The organism is Wolbachia endosymbiont of Menacanthus eurysternus, from assembly GCA_029715105.1.
Lineage (GTDB): Bacteria > Pseudomonadota > Alphaproteobacteria > Rickettsiales > Anaplasmataceae > Wolbachia.
Map to the genome: position 1 here is coordinate 527,553 of CP085695.1, position 26,275 is coordinate 553,827.

Sequence of the window (26,275 nt, forward strand, 5' to 3'; positions counted from 1 at the left end):
CTTAGCTTTGGTTTTTACTTAGATTGCTAAAGTAAAATTTTATTAACGGGGGCAATTATGCATTATAAAAAGTTTTTTTCATCAACAGCTTTAGTAGCATTGCTAAGCCTGTCAAACGCCGCTTTTTCAGATTCCATTGATTCAATAATTGACGAGGAAGCAAATTATTATATTCGCATGCAATACAATAATGAATTTTTACCTTTTAAAACAGAAGTTCGTGGTGTTGAGCTCAAGAAAGAAGAAAGTCAAAGAGACTATTTAAAAGCCTCTTTTATAGCAGGAAGTACAGCATTTGGTTACAAGATGGACGACATCAGAGTCGATATTGAAGGACTCTATTCACAACTATACAAAAGTGAAATTAATGATGATACAATGTCTGTTTCAAAGATTACAGATAATTTAACCGTATTTTCAGGGTTAATTAACGTTTATTATGATATAGAAATTGAGGATATCCCTGTTACTCCGTATGTTGGTGTTGGATTGGGTATAGCATATCTTAATAATCCTATGATGGATGGAGTTATCACAGATCAAAAATACGGATTTGGTTTTGCCTACCAAGCAAAAGCTGGTGTCAGCTATGACACAACTCCAGAAGTTAAGCTTTTCGCTGGAGCTCGCTATTTTGGTTCTTATGGTGCTAAATTCGATAAAAGCGAAGATGAAAAAGGAATAAAAATTATTAAAGATGCATATAGAATTCTTTATAATACTGTCGGTGCAGAAACTGGAATAATATTCAATTTCTAAATAATAAATTATTTTGTATCTCTAAATTGGTACTAATATCGAATTATAGTATCCTCTTTCTGGCAATATTTTTAAAAAGCAAAAGTTTTTCTTGGTAATAAAAGGGGAAGGACTGGAAGCGTTGCTTAATTGTAGATCCTAGTATTATAAAACACTGGATAGCAACACTTCTTCCTCACCGGCCCCTTCTTTACTAAAAAGAAAGACTTGAATTTTTATAAAAATCTATATATTGTACTTACAAGTTTGTTTAGGTTTGCTATGTTAGTTCCAACATCTGATTTGTGTATCAATAGCTCTAGTCTGTCACAATACATTGTCGAAGTACAAAAGTTTCCTATTTTATCCCAAGAAGAAGAAATACAGCTAGCAAAAAATTGGCACCAACACAAAGATATCTCTTCTGCTCATAAATTAATTACAAGTCACTTAAATTTAGTAATAAAAATTGCAATGAAATTCAAAAATTACGGATTATTACTAATGGATTTAGTGATGGAAGGAAATATGGGTTTACTGCATGCAATAAAGAAGTTTAATCCTGATTTAGGGTTTCGCTTTTCAACTTATGCAATGTGGTGGATTGAGGCCTCAATAAAAGACTTTATATTAAAATCTTGGTCGTTTGTAAAAATAGGTACGACTCAAGCACAAAGAAAACTATTTTTTAGTTTACGTAAAATAAAAAAAAGAATTTTACGATATACAAATAGAGAGACATTAAATAATGAAGAAATAAAATCAATATCTAATGAACTTTCTGTATCTGAAGGGGATATTATACAAATGAGTTATCGCTTAGCTTATCAAGATCAATCGCTGAACAAATGTATAAAAATAGGCGATAGCTCTAAAAAAGAATTACAAGACATAATTCCATGCAATAATTCAACAATTAATCAAGAAATGACTTATCAAAAACATGAAGAAAAAGAGTTAAAAGAAATTATTTTAAATAGCGCACTAGCAAATCTCAATGAAAGATCAAGAGATATCTTTATCAGCAGATATCTATCTGAAAATTCTCAAACTTTAGATGAACTTAGCAAAAAATATTGCATCTCAAAAGAAAGAATAAGACAACTAGCCGAACAAGCGATGGGTAAAATAAAACGGCATATACACCTAAAAAGTTTAGAGCTTGGCTTATATGCTTAAATTTTTCGCGCTCCTAGCGTTTTTTCTAATATCTGCTTTCACATCAATTAGTGATATACATTTGAAAGATAAATATAAAGATTGGTTCGTGTATACTGCACTGGAGGATGGGGAAAGAGTATGCTACATTGTATCATACCCTAAAAAGAAAAGTAAACATTACAAAACTAATCGAAAACCATATATAATGGTCATCTATGTCGATAAAAAGGCTGATGAAGTCAGTGTTACTTCCGGTTTTCGTTATTATAATGAACCTGTAATTCTTAATATTGATAAAAAAGTTAAATATACATTACCAATAATACAAGAGGATTTTGCATGGACAGAGTGTACAAAAACAGATCAAGAACTAATTATTGAAATGAAACAAGGGCTCTCAATGGAAGTTAATGGAAAAACAAATGAAGCAACAACTGTTGATGATACTTATTCTCTGCTTGGTTTTAAAAAAGCATACCAAAAAATGCACAATCTATGTCATATAAAATAATAGTCATAATAAATAATTATTAAAAATGAGATAATATAAACCAAAAAGAAATATTAAAGTAGGAGCTTCTGATCTCGTCCCGTATTCTTAACAGAAGGTATAATAGATAAAAATTTCGTAGTTATTAAATTTTATAAAATAGTTTTAGAGCTCAATTTAAAAATTTCAAAGCTTATTACATTTTAAATGTACATAATTGATTTATTGATTAAAAATTAGAACAAAATCACCAAACATTAAAATTAATGAGATAATAAATCTATTATAAATAATCAATATTTAAGGAATTAAATTATAAAATTTAAAAAAAAATATTTTATAAAAGAAAAGCTTTTAAATGAATGATACCACTAAAATTTTCTAATTTAATATATAATTGTTATAAACTATATTTAACAATATAATAATTCTCTTATTTAATTAAGAATAGAACGCGCATTATAGATTATGTCGAATTCTGCACTAATTTTAACAGTTATCCTTATATTTTTCATTTTTATATTATTATTTTTTTTTATAAAAAGTACATCTATATCAACAAATAAAAAAATATTAAAATCCTTTAAAAAAATTATTCAACAAATAAACTCTTTAGAATCCGAGATGCAAAATTTATCTGATGAAGAATTAGCTAATAAAACTAAAAAATTTAAACAAGAATTAAAAAACGGAAAAACATTAAATGATCTTCTAGTACCAGCATTTGCAATTGTACGAGAAGCATCTCGAAGATTTCTTGGTATGAGACATTTTGATGTTCAACTAATAGGTGGAATAGTACTTCACAGTGGTATGATATCGGAAATGAAAACAGGTGAGGGAAAAACACTAGTTGCAACTCTAGCTGCATATCTAAATTCTTTAGAAGGAAAAGGAGTACACGTTGTAACTGTCAATGACTATCTCGTAAAACGAGATACAGAATGGATGAATAAATTATATAGCTCTCTTGGAGTTTCTGTAGCATTTATCACAAATGATTTAACAGATCAAGAAAGAAAAAAGGCTTATAATGCAGATATTGTATACTCAACAAATAATGAGCTTGCTTTTGATTATTTACGAGATAACATGAAATTTTCTCAGAAAGATATGGTACAAAGAGGATTTAATTATGCAATAATAGATGAAGTAGACTCTATATTAATTGACGAAGCACGGACTCCTCTCATTATTTCTGGTCCGGTAAAAGAAGATAATCAAATATACGAACATATAAATAAAATAGTAATTAAATTGCTCGATTCTGATTATGAAATTGATGAAAAAGGTAAAACTGTATTTCTTACTGAAAAAGGTATTTCACAAGTAGAAGAACTACTTAAATTATACAATCTTATTCCTGAAAATTCTTCACTTTATGATACAGGTAATATGATAATGACTCATTATATAAATCAAGCATTACGTGCCCATAAATTATTCATTGCTAATAAGGATTACATAGTAAAGGATGGTAAGGTAATAATTATTGATGAGTTCACTGGACGCATACTAAACGGCAGAAGATATTCCGATGGCCTTCATCAAGCACTTGAAGCGAAAGAGAATCTTAAAATTCAATATGAGAATCAAACTTTAGCATCAATCACATTTCAGAATTACTTTCGCATGTATAACAAACTCTCTGGTATGACTGGAACAGCAATAACAGAAGCAGAAGAATTTCGTGATATATATAAATTAAATGTAATAAAAATTCCAACTAATGTATCCATAAAAAGAGTAGACGTCGATGATGAAATTTATGGTACAGAAAAAGAAAAATTTAATGCTGTATTGAAATTTATAAAAGAATGTCACAAACGACTTCAACCTGTTTTAGTTGGTACAGCTAGTATTGAAAATTCCGAAAAACTTTCTACACTTCTAAAAAAAAATTCTCTTAAACATTCAATATTAAACGCTCGTTATCATGAACAAGAGGCATACATAATAGCTCAAGCTGGAATACCTGGAAATATTACTATAGCAACTAATATGGCTGGACGTGGAACTGATATTCGACTTGGCGGTAACGCTGAAATGATAGCAAAAATTGAACTAAATAAAATAAAAAATTCTTACGATAAAATAAAAAAATATCAAGAAATAGTTGAAAAAGTAAAAAAAGATAAAGAAATCGCTATAAAAGCCGGAGGCTTATGCGTAATTGGAACCGAAAGACATGAAAGTAGAAGAATAGATGATCAATTACGTGGTCGTTCAGGTCGCCAAGGCGATCCTGGACTTTCTAAATTTTTTCTATCCCTTGAAGATGATTTAATGAGAATATTTGGTTCCGATAGAATAAAAAATTTTTTACAAAAAGTAGGGTTAAAAAACAACGAAGCTATTCATCATCCATGGATTAGTAAAGCACTTGAAAAGGCTCAAAAGAAAGTCGAAGCTAGAAATTATGATGTACGAAAATCTTTACTTAAGTTTGACGATGTAATCAATAACCAACGCAGAGTCATTTTTAAACAAAGAAATCACATTTTAAATAATGAAATCAATGATCTATATGAAATATATAGTGAAGTAAATGAAAATATAATAGAAAATATAGTACAAAACGGTTATTGTGAAGATTATGTTGAAGATATAACTAAAGAATTCTGTATGAGATATGGAATAACTCTTAACAAAGAAAACTTAGCAAAGCTTTTTAAAAAGCAAGAAGTTTTAAGCTATATAAATAGTAAAACAAAAGAATTTTTTTTAAAAAAGAAAATATATTTTAATAGTCAAAAAATTATAGATTTATGGAACACAATAGTGAAACAAGTAATGATCATGACACTCGACCATTTATGGAGAGAACATCTTTCTCTTTTAGAAAGTTTAAGACAAAGCTCAAATCTACGTGCTATGGGACAAAAAGACCCATTAAGTGAATTTAAACGTGAAGCTTTTTTTATGTTTGAATCGATGCTTGAAAAGTGGAAAGAACTTACTATTTATCGTTTAGCACATTTCAAACTAACAGATAGTCAAGAAATAAAATTCCATCATCCTGTTAAAAAGAACAACTTCCAAAAAGTTTCGAGAAATGATAAATGCCCTTGTAATTCTGGAAAAAAATATAAGCACTGCCATGGTACACAGTTACTTTAATAAATTATTTTTTTGTTTAATAATTAATTATTTTATAATTTAAAATTATATTTCTTTCTAAATTAGAGAATATAACACCCTTCCTATAGAAAACCGTCCCAAAATTATAAAGAGTGCAATTTCATTTTATAATGGATCCAGATCATACTTATTTTTATCTTATTTTGTAAAATATAAAAATTACCTACTTGATATAATAAAATATTTTATAGCTAAATACACCATCCTCTCTGATATAATTTATCTTCATAGAAAGAAATTTATCTTTATAATGAGAAAGAAAATAATATAAAGATTACCAAAATAATAATTTTAAACCTTAAAAAATTTTAAAGACGTGGATTATAACATATATGCTTCAATTTTTGAAACAGAATGTTTTATTTCAAACCTCATATTATATTATTTCCTGCCGTAATATAGGGATATTATTAAACAATATAGAAAAAATTACAAGACCGACCTTTTATTATAGGGGTATAGGTCCCATAAAGTTTATTATATTAAATAAATTAAATTATTTTAATATCCTAATTCTAGCCTTTAGAGTCAATAAAAATATTTTGCTAAAAACTTCAAAAGATATTTTATATAAAACTATTTTTCTAGAAATTGTAAAATAAAATCAAATAATTTTATAAATTAACAAATTAATAAATAAACACAAAACTAAAATAAAACATATAAAACTTTATTCTACATCTTTCCCCTTCAAAGTAAAAAGCTCTTATAAAGCTCTCTTTTAAAATATTAAATTAAACGTTTTCAACATATATTATTCCTGTAAGGGTTTTTATTTTTTTTAAAAAATAATCTAACTGGTACACCTTTAATAAAAAAGCTCTTTCTAAGATCATTAATTAAATACCGTTTATAACTTTCATTAATATATTCAGGTACATTACATATTAAAGAAAAAGCTGGAGGTTTAGTTCCAACCTGAACAATATATTTTATTTTAACTATCCTACCACCATTAACAAGAGGATGAGAATGTTTGTCTAAAGTATTAGCTAACCAATTATTTAATTTTGCAGTACTAATTTTTTTATTCAAAAATTCACCTATCTCAAGACATTTATCTATTACATTAGAACAACGAATATTTTTCAATGCAGAAATTGTCATAGCCGATACTTCTAAATGAATTATCTGTTGTTTCATAAAACATACAAAATTACTCCTGTCATTTTTACTCATTAGATCCCACTTGTTTAAAACAAAAATAATACCCTTTCCCTTTTCAATTGCAATTTTACTAATTGATAAATCATGATGTTTAATACCAACAACAGAATCCAACATTAGAATTACTACATGAGAGCGTTTTATTGATTCAATACTCTTTTCAACAAATTTTGATTCTAAACTACCTATAATATTTGCCTTTCTACGAATTCCAGCTGTATCAATTAATGTAATTAACTTTCCATTATAATAATATGTAATATCAATAGAATCACGTGTAGTACCTGGCTTCGAATCTGTTATCAGCCTATTTTCTGCAAGAAAGCTATTTAAAAAAGTAGATTTCCCAACATTTGGACGACCAATGATCGCAATCTTCATCTTAGCAAGTTTATTAGCTTGATCTGGTACTATTTTAGTATGTAACCCTGAAATTAATTCATTTTTTTTTTGATGTAAATAATCAACAACCCCAGAAATAATAGATGATGAAGAATCTATAGATCGGACAATACAGGTTAATGCATCATAAAGATCAACCATACCAAGATTACATTCAGCTGAAATATATACCGGACCCATGAAATCAAAAAATTGTAAATAATCAAGATTTTCAGATTTATAGCTTTCACATTTATTTGCTACAAGCACTACAGGTTTACTTGTTTTCTTTTTTAACCATTTTGCAAGTTCTTTATTTTGTTCATCTTGTATCCTTGCATCAACAAGAAAAAGAACCATATCTGCTCTTAATAAAGAAAATTCTACTTGCTTAATAATTTGTAGCGAGAAATCACTCTTGTTATTCCATCCTCCTGTATCAGTAATTTCGAATTCTAAATTACTGATCCTCCCAACTTTCTCATTTCTATCTCTTGTTACTCCCGAAACATTACTAACTACTGCTGTCTTTTTTCCTACTAATCTATTAAACAAGGTTGACTTGCCAACATTTGGTAAACCTACTATAGTGATTTTTAACATCCATATACCCTAAATTTTACTAAAACTAAAACTCTAGTTTTCTTTTTTATATATTTGTAAGCATAACTTCCAATATTCTATTAATTTTTTAATTTCTAAAAGTTATATATTAAATAAATATTTGCAAACTTAGCATAACAAAATAAACATTTTAAAAGATCTTTTTTTAATTACACTGAAATAAAATCTCTACAGATCACCAATTATATCACTAAGAAGCTTCTTAGCCATAAAATATTAAAACGATAAATAATCCCCCCCCTTTTTTTTTAAAAAAAAAGACAAGCGTCAACAACTTTTAATTAACTCTTTATTAACAACTCTTTACTCTAAGAAAGTACGCTCTCTTTATCCATAAAGAAACTAAAAACATTTCAAAAGAAATTTCTGGTAACCCTCCCTATATAAAAAAATAACGTAGTTAAACAATTTCACTCACTCCTATACATCAATCCTCACTATAAGACAAAAGCCTACAAAATCACATTACTAAATAACTCATATTATCTCTAGGAAACATATACTAATTTCTAATTATCTTTCTTTTAAATTTCAAGAAAAAGAACATATCCAACCACCTCCTATAACTTGATTATCTATATACGCTACACAAGCCTGACCAGGACTAATAGCAAAATAATCGTTGTTCAACAAAATAACATAAGCTTTATTTTGTCTTTCAATCGGATACAGTTTTGCTAAACATCCTAAATGGGATGAACGTAGCTTTACAATAACTTTCATCCCTCTTTTTGGTTTTTCTAACCAATTTAAATTTTTTACTAACACCTTTCTCTGCATTAATGCATTAATTGGACCTACTACAATTTCATTGTTTTCTGCATTAATTCTTATAACATAAAGAGGTTCACTATGAGTAATACCAAGACCCTTTCTTTGCCCAATTGTAAAATTTATTATACCATCATGTTCACCAAGTATTTTTCCATATATATCTATAATTTTACCTTTCTGTATAGATTGTGGAGCCAATTTAGCTATGGTTTCGCTATAATTTTTAGAAACAAAACATATGTCCTGGCTATCTGGTTTTTCAGAAATTAATAAATTAAAATACTTTGCTAATTTTCTTATATCGCTCTTATAAAAATTACCAAGTGGAAATCTCAAAATATCTAATTGATCCTTTGTTATAGTAAATAAAAAATAACTTTGATCTTTATTTCTATCGATCCCTGCGTATAACTTTACTCCATCATTTTGTTCTAATCTTATCGCATAATGTCCTGTAACAAGAACATCTGCACCTAAATTCTTTACAACTTGCAATAAATCACGAAACTTCACAATTTGATTGCACCTTATACAAGGTATAGGAGTCTCTCCACGCACATAAGTATTCACAAAATCTTCTATCACTTCTTTTTTAAATACTTCCTCGTAGTTCAAAACATAATGAGAAAAACCTGTATTTTCAGCTACACGCTTAGCATCGTAAATATCTTGCCTAGCGCAACACGAACCTTTTTTAACACTACTAGTATCGTCACTATATAATTGCAAAGTTATACCAATTACTTGATATCCAAGATGGTACAATAATACTGCTGCAACAGAACTATCAATACCACCAGACATTGCAACTACAACTTTAGTTTGACATGGAGGCTTACCTTTTAATAAAGGTTTAATCTCAAATTTGTTTAACACAGCCCCTCACAGACCATCATCCATTTATAACATCACATAAATAACTTATACAACTAAAAACATCGTTAGCAAGTAAAATCATAAAATATAAATATAATACAATTATAATTACAAATAAACATTTACTTATTAAAGTAAGACTTAACACAAATAAATTACATGTTAAAATTTATATACCTTATAAAACACCCATCTTTTTTATAATAAAGACTATTTAATTGAACTAACTACGAAATAGATCATCTTCACAATAAGACTAAATTTTAGAAAAACTTTACTAGATTAAGATTGATTAACAAATAAATAAAGAAAATTTCAATTATAATTAGTTATAACATAGATATAACCTTAAAATATATGTGCATAATTTTATTCACTTTGTAAAAGTTCCCTCTACAACAACTGTATCAAACAATATATCATGATATGTCTGCTTCTTTTGAGAAAAACAAGCAACTAAATACCAACAAAAAGTAAGCAGCAGCACAATCACTCCCAATATACTAAAAATTCCAACTAATAAACTTTTTTCTTGAAAAAATTCAATAAGAATAGCTATTATATTATTTAATAAATGAAGAAAAAACTGAGAAATACTCCTATCAAATGCTAAACCCAGATCTATTTTAGAGCCATCTATACTCGTAGTATATATACTCATTACCTGTTGACCTGGAGTTGCTTGTGTTTCCGAAGATATAAAATATGTAAAATAGCTACAATTTATACACATATACACTAAATATAAAATCAACGGAAAATCTTTTAACAAAGATATGACCAATAAATTTGGAATTAATAAAATTACAACATCTATTAAATATGCAAAAAAACGCCTCCTAAGGCTTGCAACTTCTGTAATAATATTCATTATTTATTTTCCAAATACTTTATTATAAAATCTGTGAGTTCATCAAAACGTTGAAAACACAATAAACCCCCATATTTATTTATCGATTGTCCATACACTATAGGCAAACAGTTTGCATTTTGCGCACATAAAACATCCGTAATACTATTACCGATAAAAAACACATTCTCTTTACTTATTGGTAATATGCATCTCTCAAGTGCAAATAATAATGGAACTGGAGACGGTTTGTTTTCGACTGTATCATACGAACCAACTATTCTTTCAAAATAAAAGTCTAGTCCAAAATAAGCCACCTCTTTACGTAAATTAGTATTTTTTTTATTACTTACTATTGCTAAATATATACTATAACTTTTTAATTTCTGCAACATCTTCCTTACCCCTTGATTCAAAGTTATATTCTGTAATAAAGCATTATCCAAATATTCTTGATATATTTGATTTGCTTTCTTCCATTGATTACCAAACAAATTAATCATATAACTCTCCCTTGACTCATAAAAACTTTTATCGAAAACTTCATTCTCGTATCCCATTGAGTCTAAAGTATGCTTAATAGCATTAAAAATATTCTCTTGAGTATTAACCAAAGTATTATCCCAATCAAATACTACTGCTAACGGGCTATTTTTCATTGTTACGTATTTTATATTAACAAGTAAAATATTTTTTATTAAATAATAAAAAAACTTTAATAAATAACATATATTAATATATAATCACTATTACCCTAATGATACTGACATGAATATACTATATAAAAAAGCTTTATAAAAATAATAACTCTCTCTAAAAACATGTATAAATTAAAATTATAAAGCATATATTATTTTCCTCATGATAAAATTTTATAAAAGCCAAAATTAATCAAATTAAATGAAATAAAACTAAAAATTAAACAAAATTGAAATGTATATAAAATGCACAATTTTCTATTTTCTAAAAAAGTTCTGATTAAACCAAATTTATATAAATAAAAACTTAAATATAAAAATACATTTCATCTCTCGTGTCCTCTTATATATAAGATAAGATATAAAAATTTTCTTAGTAAATAAACATTAAAATTAATAATTTACATCACTTAAATGAAATCTTGAAATAAACCTCAACTTATTTCTAATTCCACAATAGAGATAAAAACACACTAACAACAAGAGACTTTAAATAATAATTTAAACACACTATAAAGTTTTATTTAACTTTTATTAACCTTGAAAGATTGTAATACAAAAATTATATTGGTATTAAATAAGGAGTTTAAAATGAATACACAAGAAATTGAAAATTTAAAATTCGATGCTGAAGTAGGGAAGGTATTAAATATAGTAATTCATTCTCTCTACACTAATAAGGATATTTTTTTACGTGAGTTAATATCAAATGCATCGGACGCATGTGATAAACTACGTTATGAATCACAACTAGATTCCAGTTTTTTAAATTCAAATGATGAGTTAAAAATTACTATTAGTATTAATAAAAATAAAAATGAACTATATATAACCGATAATGGAATCGGAATGAATAAAAATGATCTAATAACTAATCTAGGCACAATTGCTAACTCTGGTACACAAAAATTCTTAGAAAGAATCAAAAACAATAAAGATTCAAGCCAAACTATAGAATTAATTGGAAAATTTGGTGTAGGTTTTTATTCAAGTTTTATGGTTGCTTCGGAGGTAATAGTTGAATCTAAAAAAGCAAGAGAAGAAGAGTCTTGGGAATGGAGATCAAAAGGAGATGGAGAATATTCAGTCAGAAAATTAAGCAATCAAGTTCCTCGTGGCACTAAAATAACCTTAATCATGCGTCCCGAAGAAATCGAATTCCTAGATAAATTTCGCATTGAAAATATAGTCACTACTTATTCAGATCATATAAATTTTCCTGTTGAATTTATAGATGAAAATAAAAAAAGCGAAAAATTAAACAGTAAGGCTGCGATTTGGACTAAACCAAAAAAAAATATTACTCAAGAAGAGTATAGTAATTTTTTCAAAAGTGTTTCACATATTGGTGGAGAACCATGGATGATATTGCATAATAAAAATGAAGGTGCAATAGAATATATAAACCTACTTTACATTCCCTCTATTAAGCCTTTTGATTTATTTCATCCGGATAGACGATGCTCTGTAAAATTACATGTAAACAAAGTGTTCATAACAGAAGATAATATACAGATTATACCACAGTATTTACGTTTTCTTAGAGGTATAGTAGATTCACCAGATTTACCACTTAATATCAGTAGAGAAATGCTGCAAAACAACCGAGTTATTGAACAAATTAGAAAATCTCTTACTAAACGAGTAATATCTGAACTTGGAAAAAAAGCAAAAGAAAATCTAGAAGAATATACAAAATTCTGGACAAATTTTGGTGCAGTTTTAAAAGAGGGTCTTTGCGAAGCTATGCCAATCGATGAAAGAGAAACACTATTATCAGTTTGTAGGTTTTATAGCACGAACGATACTAAACTAGTCAGTATCGATGATTACATAAACAAAATGAAGCCAAAACAAGAATATATTTATTATCTCACAGGAAATAATTTGGATTCGGTAAAAAATAGCCCACAACTTGAGGGATTTATAAATAAAGGATTAGAAGTTCTTCTTTTTATTGATCCAGTAGATGACTTTTGGACTAGTGTAATTCATGATTACAAAAATAAAAAATTTAAATCTGTAACTCGCGCAGATGTTGACTTAGAAGGATTCAATTCGGAAAAAGAAAACAAAAAATCTGAGTTAATCGAAGAAAAAAATGAAGAAGATGTAAATTCTATATTAGAATATTTTACTAAAATTCTGGGCAATTCAGTAAAAAGCGTAAAAATCTCCAAAAAGCTAACCGATAGTCCTGTATGTCTAGTAGTTGATGAAGGCGCAATGGACCTTAGAATGGAGCGCTTCTTACGTGAACAAAAACAATTAAACTATCGTACTCCAAAAGTACTTGAAATCAATACTAAGCATCTCATAATAAAAAAAATAATGGAATCTTATAATAAAAATAAGGAAAACCCAATACTAGAAAATATGGTTCACCTATTGTTCTATCAAGCTTGCATTGTAGAAGGCGAAGAAATGGATAATGCAAATCTATTTGCTAAAAGGTTAAATAGTTTACTCAGCATAATTACCATCTAATATCATGGAGCTTTTTAAAGTTAATTCAAACTTAAATTTTTGTAATAAAAAGATTATCTCTTTTATAAAACTAACAATACTTTCTACATCAAAAACCATAAAAATCCACTAAGTACAAAATGCAAACTTCACACCCTTTAAAATCAAAAATTTAACTAAGCCTTTATCAATTGCTTTTTTAAAAACTGTTAAGCCATTACAAATTAAAATAATAAAAATAAATATTAATTCTTCTATAAATTTTTTATAGAAACACGATTACACACTTAGCAAAGCATCTCGTGAAATTTTTATTTCAAAAATTATTAGCACCCCGTGGGTTTTAGCCCAAACCTTATTTAATATAAGATAAAACAATTTCATTAAACGAATCACTCACAACCCCCTAATTGAACTAGATTTTTATAGGGGTTTATAATACCCCCTAAACTTTTTTCTTTTAGATTATTTTTATCTATAAAAGAAATTAAATTCATCATTTTGCATTCCAATCTCGTTCAAATATTACAAAACCACGCTCAGTAAGAGGATGATCAAGTAATTGTCTAAGTACCTTTGCTGGTAAAGTAATCGAATCAACTCCAAGTTTAGCGGCTTCTATTACATGCGTTGAATCCCTCACTGATGCAACAAGAATTTTAGTATCAAAACCATAATTAGAATATATAGTACGTATATCCCTCACCATAGATAAGCCGCTACAACCTATGTCGTCAAGACGGCCAACAAAAGGAGAAACAAAACAAGCACCGACCTTAGCGGCAAGCAGTGCTTGTCCAGGAGAAAAACACAGTGTGATGTTAACAGATACTCTATGTTCTGTCCACAATTTTTTACAAGAAATTAATCCCTCATACGTAAGAGGCAATTTGACTACAACATTACCAGCAATTTTAGTTAACTTAAGACTTTCCTCAATTATATCTCTATAATTATTTGCTACAACTTCAACACTAACAGGCCCATCTATAATAGAACATATTTCACCTATTAAAATTTCATACTTATCTCTATATCCAGATTTTGCTATCAAAGAAGGATTAGTCGTTATACCACAAATAAACTCCCTTAATTCCTTAATTTCATCTAAATTAACACTATCAAGAAAAATTTCCATTATATAATATTACCCACCTCATAATCACAATATTAAATTCATACTAATTAAAATAATAATTTAATTGCACATCTATTCCCTTTCTTTTTAAGGATTTCTCATTATGAATTATACGATTAAAAATTTGGATCTGATTACTAAAAATAGTACAATCACTAGCTATAATCTTCATTATGCCACTACCAATCACAACCTTTTCCAGTTTTCTGTTCATCCTAATAACAACTATACCAGGTAATAAATAAATTAAATGAGAAGAATGATTAACCAAAACTACAAATTCTCCCTCAAGCCCATTTGCTGAAAGAGAAATCACTTTATCAAACAAAATCTGATTATTTGGAGAAATAAACTGTACTTGAAAAGTATTCATAAAAATTTTACCTTTAATCATATAAAATTTAATCCTTAATTTTTTTCTTCATTAACTCAGCTTTTTGGATCGTTTCATTTATATTTCCTACCATATAAAAAGCATCTTCCGGTAAATGATCATAATTACCCTTAACAATTCCTTTAAAGCCAGAAATAGTATCAGAAAGTGAAACAAATCTACCAGGTATACCTGTAAATATCTCTGCAACATGAAATGGTTGAGAAAGAAATTTTTGAATTTTACGAGCTCTATTAACAATTATTTTATCTTCATCAGATAACTCGTCCATACCAAGTATTGCGATAATATCTTGTAAAGATTTATAGGTCTGCAATATACGTTTCACCTCAGAAGCAATCTCATAATGATCTTCACCAACAATTTCAATAGACAAAGACTGAGAAGTTGAATCAAGAGGATCAACAGCAGGATATATACCAACTTCAGCTATTTGCCTAGATAAAACTGTAACCGCATCAAGGTGAGAAAACGTAGCAACAGGAGCTGGATCAGTTAAATCATCTGCAGGAACATACATAGCCTGTACGGAAGTAATAGAACCACCAGAAATAGTTGAAGCTATCCTCTCCTGCATCGCACCCATATCAGTTGCAAGAGTTGGCTGATAACCAACAGCTGAAGGTATTCTCCCAAGCAAAGCAGAAATCTCAGAACCAGCCTGAGTGAAACGAAAAATATTATCAATAAAAAATAGAACATCCTGATTTTCATGATCACGGAAATATTCCGCCATAGTTAGAGCAGTTAAAGCAACTCTAGCCCTTGCTCCCGGAGGCTCATTCATTTGACCATAAACTAAAACAGCTTGAGACTTTTCATACTCGTTTATATTTATCACATTAGAAGTGATCATTTCATAATAAAGATCGTTACCTTCACGTATTCTCTCTCCTACTCCAGCAAATACAGAAAATCCCTTGTGAACTTTTGCTATATTATTTATTAACTCCATTATTAAAACTGTTTTACCAACTCCAGCTCCACCAAATAAACCAATTTTTCCTCCTTTAAGATAAGGTGCAAGAAGATCTATAACTTTTATTCCAGTAACTAAAATTTCCTCATGTATCATTTGTTCAGTAAAACTTGGAGGGATTCTATATATAGATTTTAAATCACATTTTTCTTTTAAAGGTCCACGCCCATCTATAAGTTCTCCAGTAACATTAAAAATTCTACCTAGAATTGAACGTCCAACTGGAACTGATATAGGTGTACCAATATCAATAAACTTATCATCCCTTGACACACCATCAGTACTACCCATAGCAATACAACGAACTATATTGTCACCTACGTGCTGTGAAACTTCTAGAACCAATTTTTTATCTTTATATTTTAATTCGCTTACTAAAGCATTTAATATTTTAGGTAGCAACTTATTGTCAAATCTTAAATCAATAATCGCTTGAGTTACTCTAACTACTTTGCCTATATTCATTTTTTAATATTTCGTTAAATACTCTCTAATCATAGAGCCTGAAAACTCTTTAAAAGATCTTATCTTATTAATAAAGATCTTGCAAATAATAAAATATTTACTAATTACGCTTTATTATAAAAAGTGCAAATGCATTTAAAAGCCATGTAATGATAAACAATACTAAACCAAGTGCATAAGCAGCAAGTGTCTGCACACTATTAAAATCTTGATCACCTGTAAGTAAAGTGGTAATTTGTACAGTAATAGTAGTAACTGAATTTAAAGGATTAAAAGTTAAATTTGAATTAATACCAACAGCCATAAGCACAATCATCGTTTCTCCTATAACTCTCGAAACTGATAATAAAATTGCACTTAAAATTGTTGGCATTGCATAAGGTATTATTATATGCCATATAGTTTCTGCTGAAGTAGCTCCTAATGCCATAAAACCATAACGCAGACTTTTTGGAACAGATCTGATTGCATCTTCTAATAAAGAAATAATAGAGGGGAGAATCATTATTCCTATCGATAAACCAGCGATTAAAGCACTTTCTGAATGTATATTCAAACCGAAAAAATTCGCCATTTCTTTTATGAAAGAAGATAAAAATACAACTGAAAAATATCCATATACAACCGTAGGAATAGCAGATAAAATCTGCAAAATTGTATTAATAATATAACGTATTCTACTACTTGCATATTCGCTAACATACAATGCAGAAAATAAACCTAATGGAATAGCGATTAGCATTGCTATTATAGTTATAATTAATGTACCAACCAAAAGTGGAATTATACCAAAACATCCAATTTTCTCTCCATCAATAGTTACTACATTATAATTCCACTTTAAACAAAACAAAAATTCTGAAATTGCTACTTTTTTAAAAAAATCAATGGATTGAATAAGAATAAATAGCATTATAAATAAAGTTATAAAAAATGATATCACTAGAGCAATAAATAGTAAAAAATTAATCATCTTATTTCTTATATTTTTGCGTATGAAAGCAAATACAAAAAAAAATAATGCTATGTAAATATAAACCATAAAATAATTGTTGTAGAACAATAATAACCAAGTTAGTATTATCCACACACAACTGAGATATAAATAAGATTTTACCTTATTCACTCTTTTAAAAGGAAATAAAAGAATTAATAGTATGGATATAAAAAAGACTATTACCAAAGAATTCATCTACCGAATCCTAATTTTTAAGAAAATATAAATATAAAAATATCGAAATAAAATAATAGAACCATTATTTGACAATAAAGTAAAATAAATTAAAATAACTAATTGTAGTTGCAAAAACAATGAAAAGAACTTTTCAACCAAAAAATTTAATAAGAAAACGTAGACATGGTTTTCGTTTACGCTCCTCAACAAGAGCTGGAAGAAAAATTCTTAACAGACGTCGCTTGCTAGGATGTAAAAAACTGTGTGCGTAGTTAAATTACTAAGCATAAAAAAAAAAGAGTTTTCGTTTGCTTTTAAAAGAAAACTTCTACATAAAAATCTCTTTTGCCGAGGTGTGTATGTGTCACTTTATGCTATAAAAGAAGAAGAACCGAAAAAGTATATTCACAACACTATTAGGTTTGGTTTAGTTATTAGTAAGAAAACTGCAAAAGCAGTAAAAAGGAATAAAATTAAAAGACAACTAAGATCGATTATTAGATTAAGCCTAAACGTAAAAAACATAGGATACTATTATATAGTATCAACTTATAAAAATGTTACACAAGCAAATTATAAAAGTTTACAAAAAGACCTAGCTATTTGTTTCAAACAAATAGATAATAATTTTTAATTTGTTTATAAATTTCTATAAAACAAAATAGAAAAAACACATAAATAAATTAAAGAGTTAACAAAACAAATATTATAAAACTACAGACAAAATATAACACATAAATATGTATATTATAAATACAAATTAGCTCCTTCACCATAAAACGAACTAAAAATAAAAATTTTCGACCTCTTTCTCTTCTGATAAATAGAAATAAAACAACAACTACTCTGTCATAAAATAGAGAACAATACAATCCCAACAAAAGACTTTTATAAACTTGGCAGCGACCTACTCTCCCTTTGCAAGTACCATCAGCGCTAAAAAGTTTCACTTCCGAGTTCGAAATGTGATCGGGTGTTTCATTTTTGCTATAGCCACCAAGCTAATAAAAATCTCTAAACATTAATATTGAACACTGCATATACACACATATAAAGTAAATAAATCAATCAGGTTATTAGTACTAGTTAGCTTCACATGTTACCATGCTTCCACACCTAGCCTATCAACGTGGTAGTCTCCCACGACCTTAATTGGGAAATCTTTTTGAAGAGGGTTTCTCGCTTATATGCTTTCAGCAATTATCCCTTCTATACATAGCTACCCAGCAATGCTACTGGCATAACAACTGGTACACCAGAGGTATATCCATCTCGGTCCTCTCGTACTAGAGTCAGATCTTCTCAAATTTCCTTCACCCACGGCAGATAGAAACCGAACTGTCTCACGACGTTCTAAACCCAACTCACGTATCACTTTAATCGGCGAACAGCCGAACCCTTGGGACCTTCTCCAGCCCCAGGATGTGATGAGTCGACATCGAGGTGCCAAACGGTGTCGTCGATATGAACTCTCGAACACCATCAGCCTGTTATCCCCGGCGTACCTTTTATCCGTTGAGCGATGACCATTCCATACAGAATCACCGGATCACTATGACCGACTTTCGTCCCTGCTCGGCCTGTCAGCCTCGCAGTCAAGCAAGCTTATGCCATTATACTATCAAGCTGATTTCCGACCAGCCCTAGCTTACCTTCGCACGCCTCCGTTACATTTTAGGAGGCGACCGCCCCAGTCAAACTACCCACCATGCAATGTCCTAGTCTCAGATAATGAAACATAGTTAGATACCGAAAATACAAAAGGTGGTATCTCAAGGTCAACTCCATCATAACTAGCGTCATAACTTCAAAGTCTCCCACCTATCCTGCATATTGTATTTTCAATAACAATGCAAAGTTATAGTAAAGGTGCACGGGGTCTCTTCGTCTAACCGCGGGTACCCCGCATCTGCACGGGGAATTCAATTTCGCTGAATTGATGTTGGAGACAGTGGAGAAATCGTTACGCCATTCGTGCGGGTCGGAACTTACCCGACAAGGAATTTCGCTACCTTAGGACCGTCAGTGTTACGGCCGCCGTTTACTGGGGCTTCAATTTGGAGCTTACACCCCTCCTATTAACCTTCCAGCACCGGGCAGGCGTCAGACCCTATACTTCCACTTACGTGTTTGCAGAGTCCTGTGTTTTTAGTAAACAGTCGCTACTCCCTATTCTGTGCCACCTACTAATAGTTACCTAAAAGTAGGCTACCCTTCTCCCAAAGTTACGGGTATAATTTGCCGAGTTCCTTCAACATCATTCTCTCAACACCTTAGTATACTCTACCTATCCACCAGTGTCGGTTTACGGTACGGCCTCATAAAATATAAGTGCTATTTCCTGGAGTTTTTTTTAAGCATAAATCAATCCAATCAGACTTATACAAATACAAAACCCGTCACACTTAAGAGGTTCAGGAATATTAACCTGATTGCCATCGACTACCCCTTTACGGACTCGCCTTAGGAGCCGACTAACCCTACGCAGATTAACTTTACGTAGGAATCCTTAGACTTTCGGTGAGAGTGTTTTTCACACTCTTTTACGCTACTCATGTCAGCATTCTCACTTCTGATATCTCCAATAGCTTTCACAAGCTACCTTCGCAGACTTACAGAACGCTCCGCTACCGCACTTAAAATCGTAATTTATTAAATAATAAGCGCCCACATCTTCGGCATACAGCTTTAGCCCCGGTACATTTTCGGCGCAGAAAAACTTATTTAGACAAGTGAGCTGTTACGCTTTCTTTAAAGGATGGCTGCTTCCAAGCCAACCTCCTAGCTGTAATGGTTTTTCTACTTCCTTCCCCACTTAGCTGCAATTTTGGGACCTTAGATGGTGATCTGGGTTGTTTCCCTCTTCACTACGGACTTAGCACCCATAGTGTGTCTGCTGTACAATTAATTGTTGGTATTCGGAGTTTAGTTAGATTTGGTAAGATTGCGAATCCCCCTAGTCTATCTAGTGCTCTACCCCCAACAATATACATACAACGCTCTACCTAAATAGATTTCGCGGAGAACCAGCTATTTCCAAGTTTGATTGGCCTTTCACCCCTAATCACAACTCATCCAATAATGTTGCAACATTAACTAGTTCGATCCTCCAGTATGTTTTACCACACCTTCAATCTGGTCATGACTAGATCACTTGGTTTCGGGTCTAATCCATAAAACTAACGCCCTATTCAGACTCGCTTTCGCTACGCCTACACCTAACGGCTTAAGCTTGCTTTATAGATTAACTCGCTGACCCATTATGCAAAAGGTACGCTGTTACTCAATGTAATCCAACCGTAAGATTACTCTAACGACAAAAAACATAGAGCTCCAACTGTTTGTAAGCACTTGATTTCAGATTCTATTTCACTCCCCTCCCGGGGTTCTTTTCACCTTTCCCTCACGGTACTTGTTCACTATCGGTCATTAAGGAGTATTTAGGCTTAGAGGATGGTCCCCCCAAATTCAAGCAGGATTCCACGTGTCCCACTCTACTCAAAGATTTAAAAACTTTCTACTTATACAGGACTATCACCTTCTATGGTTACTCTTTCCAGAATATTCTAATTCTTATTCCTAAATCATTAGCCTTTTCCGCTTTCGCTCGTCACTACTAACGGAATCTCAATTGATTTCTTTTCCTTTAGTTACTTAGATATTTCAATTCACTAAGTTTGCTTTACATATTTATTCAATATGTAACAACTAGTTTAACTAGCTAGGTTTCCCCATTCGGAAATCTGCGGATCAAAACCTGTTGACAATTCCCCACAGCTTATCGCAGCCTGCCACGTCCTTCATCGCCTCTTAATGCCAAGGCATCCATCAAATGCTCTTAATAATTTATTCACTCATATACGTAGAATATATGCAGAGTTAAATATTATTGAAATTAAATTGAGATCAATAAATCTCTACCATAAAACTTTTCAAACATCTAAAATAAAATCACTCTCTACATGCTAAAAGCTGACAAACAATATGTCAATGTCTTTTTTATATAAAATTCGCATAATTAATAGCAATTAAATTAAATAAATGCTTAATATACCAAATAAAAAAGTCATTTTGTAGAGTAAGGATTATTGCACAAAATAACAAAAACCTTTAATAGCTCTACACTATATTAAAATAAATTATTTAATCAATTTTTTGTCTATAGAACAAATATACTACTTACAAATATAATAAAATTTATATAAAAATTGCTTTTAAAACTAGTATGTTTAAACTACAGTAAAGTATCAACAAAATATAAAACACAACCTTGTCATAGAAGTCGTTATGAATTTTATCTGCAAATTAATTAACAAATATTAAAATTAAACAATTTATTACAAAGTAGCATGACCATTTCTACAAAAAATAATATCGTTTTTAAAAAATCTAACTGCTAAACACTAATACCGAAATCGGTTTATATCATTTCTATAAAGGTCATTATCAGATATAAAACTGAGATTTTAGCTTATTAGTAGTATATTTTACTCTAATTTATTAAAAATCTAGTACAACTCCATTGAAAAATATTACCTCTTGTAACCGGAAACATGACAAAACACATAGCTACATAAAAACATTTAAAACTAGATAATAATCACGAAGAATGTAAAATAAAATAAAGAAAAATGATAAACCCAATATCAATTGCAAGATTACCTAAAAATTCTATAAAACAATATTTTAATTATACTTATGAATTTTGTTGAACATTTGTTAATCTCTAAACAATATAGAGGACACAAACTTGTACATGTGGTAATTATAAAAATCTTTAACGATAACTCTATATTTCTATGCTCAAAGACTTGATCTTAGCTGCGGAACTGGAAATATGTAATAAATTTCTTTAAAACTGGTAATATTACAGGAATTGACATTTCAAATAAAATGTTAAATATTGCCAGAAAATACTTTATAAAAAGTAAACCTGTTTACAATGAATTAATAAACATGGAAATGACAGATTTTCTTAAACAGAAAAGAAATCATTTGTATGATATCACTTTTACTGAGGTGTTACATCATCTATGTAACTTCCGAATAGAATTAGAACTAGCAAAATCTATTAATATAAAAGAAACAATAATACGCTTATTAAGAAAAAACAAAAACGATGGCAATAATAAATTTATAAATAAAGAATACTTTTGTCACTCAGAAAGTTATATTCAACAAATTGCAAAAAATAAATATGCAAATAATTTATATATGAGTTATTGTAAAATATATGAAAGTCAAATTAATGGTATTCTATACGAACTACACCTATAAAAAAATCAAGAAGTCAATCTTAAAATCATTACTACTTAATGGAGTAGAATAAGAGGAATTTTATATGATAAATATCATTATTAATCACAAAAAAAACAGTAATCTAACTAGTTTTGGAAAAGCAATTCTCTCAGATAGATATTTAATAGAAAATGAAAGTTATCAAGATCTTTTTATGCGCATTTCTAATTATTATTCTGATAATAAAGAACATGCACAACGCCTTTATGATTATATGAGCAACTTATGGTTTATGCCTTCAACACCAATACTTAGCAACGGTGGTACTAAAAGAGGATTACCTATTTCTTGTTTCCTTAATGAAACTGAAGATAGTTTACATGGAATAGTTGATTTATGGAATGAAAACGTTTGGCTTGCTGCACGTGGAGGCGGAATAGGTAGTTATTGGGGAAATCTACGTTCAATTGGTGAAAGTGTAAAATGTAGTGGTAAAACATCTGGAATCATACCATTTATTGTAGTACAAAATGCATTAACACTTGCAATTAGCCAGGGATCTTTAAGGAGAGGAAGCTCAGCAGTCTACCTTCCAGTATCACACCCAGAAATAGAAGAATTTCTCGATATACGTAAACCAACAGGAGGAGATCCAAATCGTAAAGCACTAAATATACATCATGCAGTAATAGTAAATGACAAATTTATGCAGGCTGTTGAGAATGGTCAAAAATGGAATTTGATCAGTCCATATAATAATAAAATTATTTCAACTGTTAAAGCGCGTGATATATGGATAAAAATATTAACAACAAGAGTTGAAACTGGAGAACCTTACATTATTTTCCTTGATACGATCAATAACAATAAACCAGAACCTTACAAAAAACTAGATTTAAAAATAAAAATGTCAAATCTATGTAGTGAAATTACTTTAACTACAGGTTACGATCATTTAAATAAATCTCGCACTGCAGTGTGCTGTCTTTCATCTGTAAATCTTGAATACTATGAAATATGGAAAAATAATAAACTTTTCATAGAAGATATAATGCGATTTCTTGATAATGTATTAGAAGATTTTATAAAAAAAGCACCAATTGAAATACAACGAGCAAAATATTCTGCAACAAGAGAGCGCAGTATTGGTCTTGGCGTTATGGGTTTTCATTCATTTTTGCAAAGTAAAATGGTTCCATTTGAGTCAATAGCAGCACAACAATGGAATAAAAAGATATTTAGATATTTACGCAAACAAGCAGATATTGCTTCTAAAAAATTAGCAGAAGAAAGAGGGGCCTGTCTTGATGCCAAGGAAATTAACTTAATGGAAAGATTCACCCATAAGCTCGCTATCGCTCCCACTGCATCGATCTCAATTATTGCAGGTAATACCTCACCAGGAATAGAACCATATGCAGCAAATGTATTTACACAAAAAACATTAACAGGCTCATTTGTGGTACGGAACAAATTTTTACAAAAGCTATTAGCAAAAAAAAATCAAGATACTGATAAAATATGGTCCTCAATTTCAACAAATGAAGGCTCCGTACAACATTTAGATTTCTTTAGCGAATACGAAAAATCAATATTTAAAACAGCTTATGAACTTGATCAAAGATGGATTATAGAACATGCAAGTGATAGAATGCCTTATATTTGCCAATCTCAATCAGTAAATTTATTTCTACCTGCTAATATACATAAACGTCATTTGCACAGAATACATATGCTTGCTTGGAAAAAGGGTTTAAAAAGTCTATATTATTGTAGATCACAATCAATGCAAAGAGCTGATAAAGTTTCACACAACATACTAAAAAAAAATAAAATACAAAAAAAAGTAGATATTAATTATGATGAGTGTTTATCATGTCAGTAAAAATATATAAAAATCACTATGAATTTTCAAAATCTATTCCAAAAAATAAATGTATAATGTGCCTAGATATGGGGATGAAACGAATAGGTATAGCATTTAGTGACAAGACACAACTTATAGCTACAGCTCATAACGTATACCATAGAAAAAATATAAACAAAGATCTTGGATATTTAAATAGGATTCTAAAGGAGAATAAAGCTGGATCAATGGTAATAGGATTACCATTTGAAATAGAGAAACAAAAAAGTGAATGGAGTGAAACAATAATTCATTTTGCAAATAAATTAATAAAAAAATGCAAAATAAATATTTATTTTCAGGATGAAAGTTTATCGACATCTATCGCTATTCACGCATTAAAAACTACTGGAATATCAATAAAAAAATCAAAAAAAATAAATGATAAAATTGCTGCATGCATTATTTTACAACGAACATTAGATAAAATAAACAATAGTAAAAATTTTTTTACAAATCTTCTCTAAAAGTCTAACGAAAATTTCGTATACAAATGTTAACTTAAAAACCAATAAATTAAACTCTCTTTTATCATTTCCTTAGTAAACTAAAATCAAAGATGCATCTATAAATCCCTTATTTAAAAGTTTTACATTTATAATTAAAACTTAATATCTTTTTAAGTGTTTTAACGAAGTAGGGTAAAGTCTTTAACTTCATACAAAAAAAATTTTAAATACAAAATTCTACTCTACTAATATATTATATAATAAATACACAGTCATTAATTATTTTAAAACCCTTAATCTTAATTAAGATTAAGCACAATCAAAATAAAACCAAGAAATTAAAGCATAATTATTATTTCTCATCAACTTTCTTTTTTTACTCCTCTATCTCCGCATCTTTTCATCTATAAATCTTCTTCTTAATGCAAACCACTCACAAAGCGCCCCCCGATATATAATATAATCAACAAAATTATATCAAAAAATACAATTTCTCGTCGACTTGTGCTACTTTTAGCATAACAAAACTAAAAACGACAAATTATCCTAAGTTTTTAGAATGATTTAATTACTATCTAATTCCAAGACAAAAACTTACATTCTTTGCCGTAGAAAAGATTCACAATATTCCTGTGATGCTTTAAAAAAAGCAATACTGCTACAATTAAAAGAAAAAGAAACAAATCTTTTTGAAAAAATAGAGATACTATAACAGTTATAAAAATAGCTGTTAAAGAAGCAAGAGAAAAATACCGAAAAATAAAAAATATTAACAACCAAACAAATATAAAAATTAATGTCATATCAATATTAAGTGCCATTAAAACTCCTAAAGTTGTTGCAACTCCCTTCCCTCCGTTAAATTTTAACCATATTGGAAACATATGCCCTATAATCGCTAATACAGCAGATATAAAATAATGACAAATACTATAAAACAATTGTTGTACTAAACAAACTGCAATAAACCCTTTAAAGGAATCTAAAAATAATGCTAAAATAACAAGTTTTCTATCTCTGATTGTTCTTGCAACATTTGCAACGCCAATATTTCCGGAACCCATCTCTCTCAAATCTATCCCCTTTATCTTTGCAATAATTAAACTGAATGGTATCGAGCCGAGTAGGTACGATAATACAAAAATCATATATTTCTCCATTGCATT

General features: G+C 29.4%; 19 protein-coding genes and 2 rRNA genes. 10 read left to right on the forward strand and 11 right to left on the reverse strand.

All coding sequences use genetic code 11. The annotated features are described in order from the left end of the window. Positions 1 to 57 precede the first annotated feature (57 nt). The 4 genes from LJI21_02200 to secA all read left to right on the forward strand — a co-directional run bounded on the left by LJI21_02200 (position 58) and on the right by secA (position 5,509). Complete coding sequence (locus LJI21_02200) at positions 58 to 759, forward strand: P44/Msp2 family outer membrane protein (protein WFW29573.1); 702 nt, start codon at positions 58 to 60, stop codon at positions 757 to 759. Positions 760 to 1,020: 261 nt separating this feature from the next. Next, the gene (locus LJI21_02205) at positions 1,021 to 1,917 is read left to right on the forward strand and encodes an RNA polymerase factor sigma-32 (GenBank protein WFW29574.1); all 897 of its coding nucleotides are present in this window, start codon (positions 1,021 to 1,023) and stop codon (positions 1,915 to 1,917) included. An 88-nt stretch (positions 1,918 to 2,005) separates the two neighbouring features. Beyond that, the gene (locus LJI21_02210; protein WFW29575.1) at positions 2,006 to 2,410 is read left to right on the forward strand and encodes an invasion associated locus B family protein; all 405 of its coding nucleotides are present in this window, start codon (positions 2,006 to 2,008) and stop codon (positions 2,408 to 2,410) included. A gap of 447 nt (positions 2,411 to 2,857) precedes the next feature. Further along, positions 2,858 to 5,509, forward strand: a complete 2,652-nt coding sequence (secA, locus tag LJI21_02215; protein WFW29576.1) for a preprotein translocase subunit SecA — start codon at positions 2,858 to 2,860, stop codon at positions 5,507 to 5,509. Between the two features lie 765 nt (positions 5,510 to 6,274). Here secA and der read toward each other — a convergent pair. The 4 genes from der to LJI21_02235 all read right to left on the reverse strand — a co-directional run bounded on the left by der (position 6,275) and on the right by LJI21_02235 (position 10,861). Continuing rightward, on the reverse strand, positions 6,275 to 7,681 hold the full coding sequence (gene der / locus LJI21_02220; protein ID WFW29577.1) for a ribosome biogenesis GTPase Der: 1,407 nt from the start codon (positions 7,679 to 7,681) through the stop codon (positions 6,275 to 6,277). Between the two features lie 552 nt (positions 7,682 to 8,233). Further along, positions 8,234 to 9,352 (reverse strand): tRNA 2-thiouridine(34) synthase MnmA, encoded by a 1,119-nt coding sequence (gene mnmA, locus LJI21_02225; protein ID WFW29578.1) that lies wholly within the window; start codon positions 9,350 to 9,352, stop codon positions 8,234 to 8,236. A gap of 373 nt (positions 9,353 to 9,725) precedes the next feature. Then, a complete protein-coding gene (locus LJI21_02230; GenBank protein ID WFW29971.1) occupies positions 9,726 to 10,214 on the reverse strand; it encodes an RDD family protein in 489 nt (162 codons plus the stop codon). 8 nt (positions 10,215 to 10,222) lie between these two features. Next, positions 10,223 to 10,861 (reverse strand): HAD family hydrolase, encoded by a 639-nt coding sequence (locus LJI21_02235; protein WFW29579.1) that lies wholly within the window; start codon positions 10,859 to 10,861, stop codon positions 10,223 to 10,225. 630 nt (positions 10,862 to 11,491) lie between these two features. On the opposite strand from LJI21_02235, the gene htpG reads away from it, so the two are divergent. Then, the gene (gene htpG / locus LJI21_02240; GenBank protein ID WFW29580.1) at positions 11,492 to 13,387 is read left to right on the forward strand and encodes a molecular chaperone HtpG; all 1,896 of its coding nucleotides are present in this window, start codon (positions 11,492 to 11,494) and stop codon (positions 13,385 to 13,387) included. A 475-nt stretch (positions 13,388 to 13,862) separates the two neighbouring features. Here the strand turns inward: htpG and LJI21_02245 are convergent, their stop codons facing one another. The 4 genes from LJI21_02245 to pstC all read right to left on the reverse strand — a co-directional run bounded on the left by LJI21_02245 (position 13,863) and on the right by pstC (position 17,534). After that, on the reverse strand, positions 13,863 to 14,504 hold the full coding sequence (locus LJI21_02245; protein ID WFW29581.1) for a transaldolase family protein: 642 nt from the start codon (positions 14,502 to 14,504) through the stop codon (positions 13,863 to 13,865). Positions 14,505 to 14,547: 43 nt separating this feature from the next. After that, a complete protein-coding gene (locus LJI21_02250) occupies positions 14,548 to 14,877 on the reverse strand; it encodes a F0F1 ATP synthase subunit epsilon (GenBank protein ID WFW29582.1) in 330 nt (109 codons plus the stop codon). 28 nt (positions 14,878 to 14,905) lie between these two features. Continuing rightward, a complete protein-coding gene (atpD, locus tag LJI21_02255; protein ID WFW29583.1) occupies positions 14,906 to 16,342 on the reverse strand; it encodes a F0F1 ATP synthase subunit beta in 1,437 nt (478 codons plus the stop codon). Between the two features lie 100 nt (positions 16,343 to 16,442). Further along, entirely contained in the window at positions 16,443 to 17,534 is a 1,092-nt protein-coding gene (gene pstC, locus LJI21_02260; protein WFW29584.1) for a phosphate ABC transporter permease subunit PstC, read from the reverse strand. A gap of 119 nt (positions 17,535 to 17,653) precedes the next feature. On the opposite strand from pstC, the gene rpmH reads away from it, so the two are divergent. Both rpmH and rnpA read left to right on the forward strand, forming a co-directional pair. Beyond that, the gene (gene rpmH / locus LJI21_02265; GenBank protein ID WFW29585.1) at positions 17,654 to 17,788 is read left to right on the forward strand and encodes a 50S ribosomal protein L34; all 135 of its coding nucleotides are present in this window, start codon (positions 17,654 to 17,656) and stop codon (positions 17,786 to 17,788) included. Continuing rightward, the gene (rnpA, locus tag LJI21_02270; GenBank protein ID WFW29586.1) at positions 17,779 to 18,150 is read left to right on the forward strand and encodes a ribonuclease P protein component; all 372 of its coding nucleotides are present in this window, start codon (positions 17,779 to 17,781) and stop codon (positions 18,148 to 18,150) included. Before rpmH ends, rnpA begins: the two co-directional genes overlap by 10 nt. Before the next feature lie 260 nt (positions 18,151 to 18,410). On the opposite strand, the gene rrf is transcribed toward rnpA, so the two are convergent. Both rrf and LJI21_02280 read right to left on the reverse strand, forming a co-directional pair. Continuing rightward, positions 18,411 to 18,517: ribosomal RNA gene (gene rrf, locus LJI21_02275) — 5S ribosomal RNA — on the reverse strand. Positions 18,518 to 18,571: 54 nt separating this feature from the next. Beyond that, positions 18,572 to 21,368: ribosomal RNA gene (locus LJI21_02280) — 23S ribosomal RNA — on the reverse strand. A gap of 1,041 nt (positions 21,369 to 22,409) precedes the next feature. Between LJI21_02280 and LJI21_02285 the strand changes: the two genes are divergently transcribed. The 3 genes from LJI21_02285 to ruvX all read left to right on the forward strand — a co-directional run bounded on the left by LJI21_02285 (position 22,410) and on the right by ruvX (position 25,127). Continuing rightward, the gene (locus LJI21_02285) at positions 22,410 to 22,793 is read left to right on the forward strand and encodes a hypothetical protein (GenBank protein ID WFW29587.1); all 384 of its coding nucleotides are present in this window, start codon (positions 22,410 to 22,412) and stop codon (positions 22,791 to 22,793) included. A gap of 64 nt (positions 22,794 to 22,857) precedes the next feature. Further along, positions 22,858 to 24,639 carry a ribonucleoside-diphosphate reductase subunit alpha gene (locus LJI21_02290; protein WFW29588.1) on the forward strand — a complete coding sequence of 594 codons (1,782 nt, stop codon included), beginning with the start codon at positions 22,858 to 22,860 and terminating at the stop codon, positions 24,637 to 24,639. Next, positions 24,630 to 25,127 carry a Holliday junction resolvase RuvX gene (gene ruvX, locus LJI21_02295; GenBank protein ID WFW29589.1) on the forward strand — a complete coding sequence of 166 codons (498 nt, stop codon included), beginning with the start codon at positions 24,630 to 24,632 and terminating at the stop codon, positions 25,125 to 25,127. The genes LJI21_02290 and ruvX overlap by 10 nt, the downstream gene beginning before the upstream one ends. Before the next feature lie 557 nt (positions 25,128 to 25,684). On the opposite strand, the gene plsY is transcribed toward ruvX, so the two are convergent. Then, entirely contained in the window at positions 25,685 to 26,269 is a 585-nt protein-coding gene (plsY, locus tag LJI21_02300; GenBank protein ID WFW29590.1) for a glycerol-3-phosphate 1-O-acyltransferase PlsY, read from the reverse strand. Between the last annotated feature and the right edge of the window lie 6 nt (positions 26,270 to 26,275).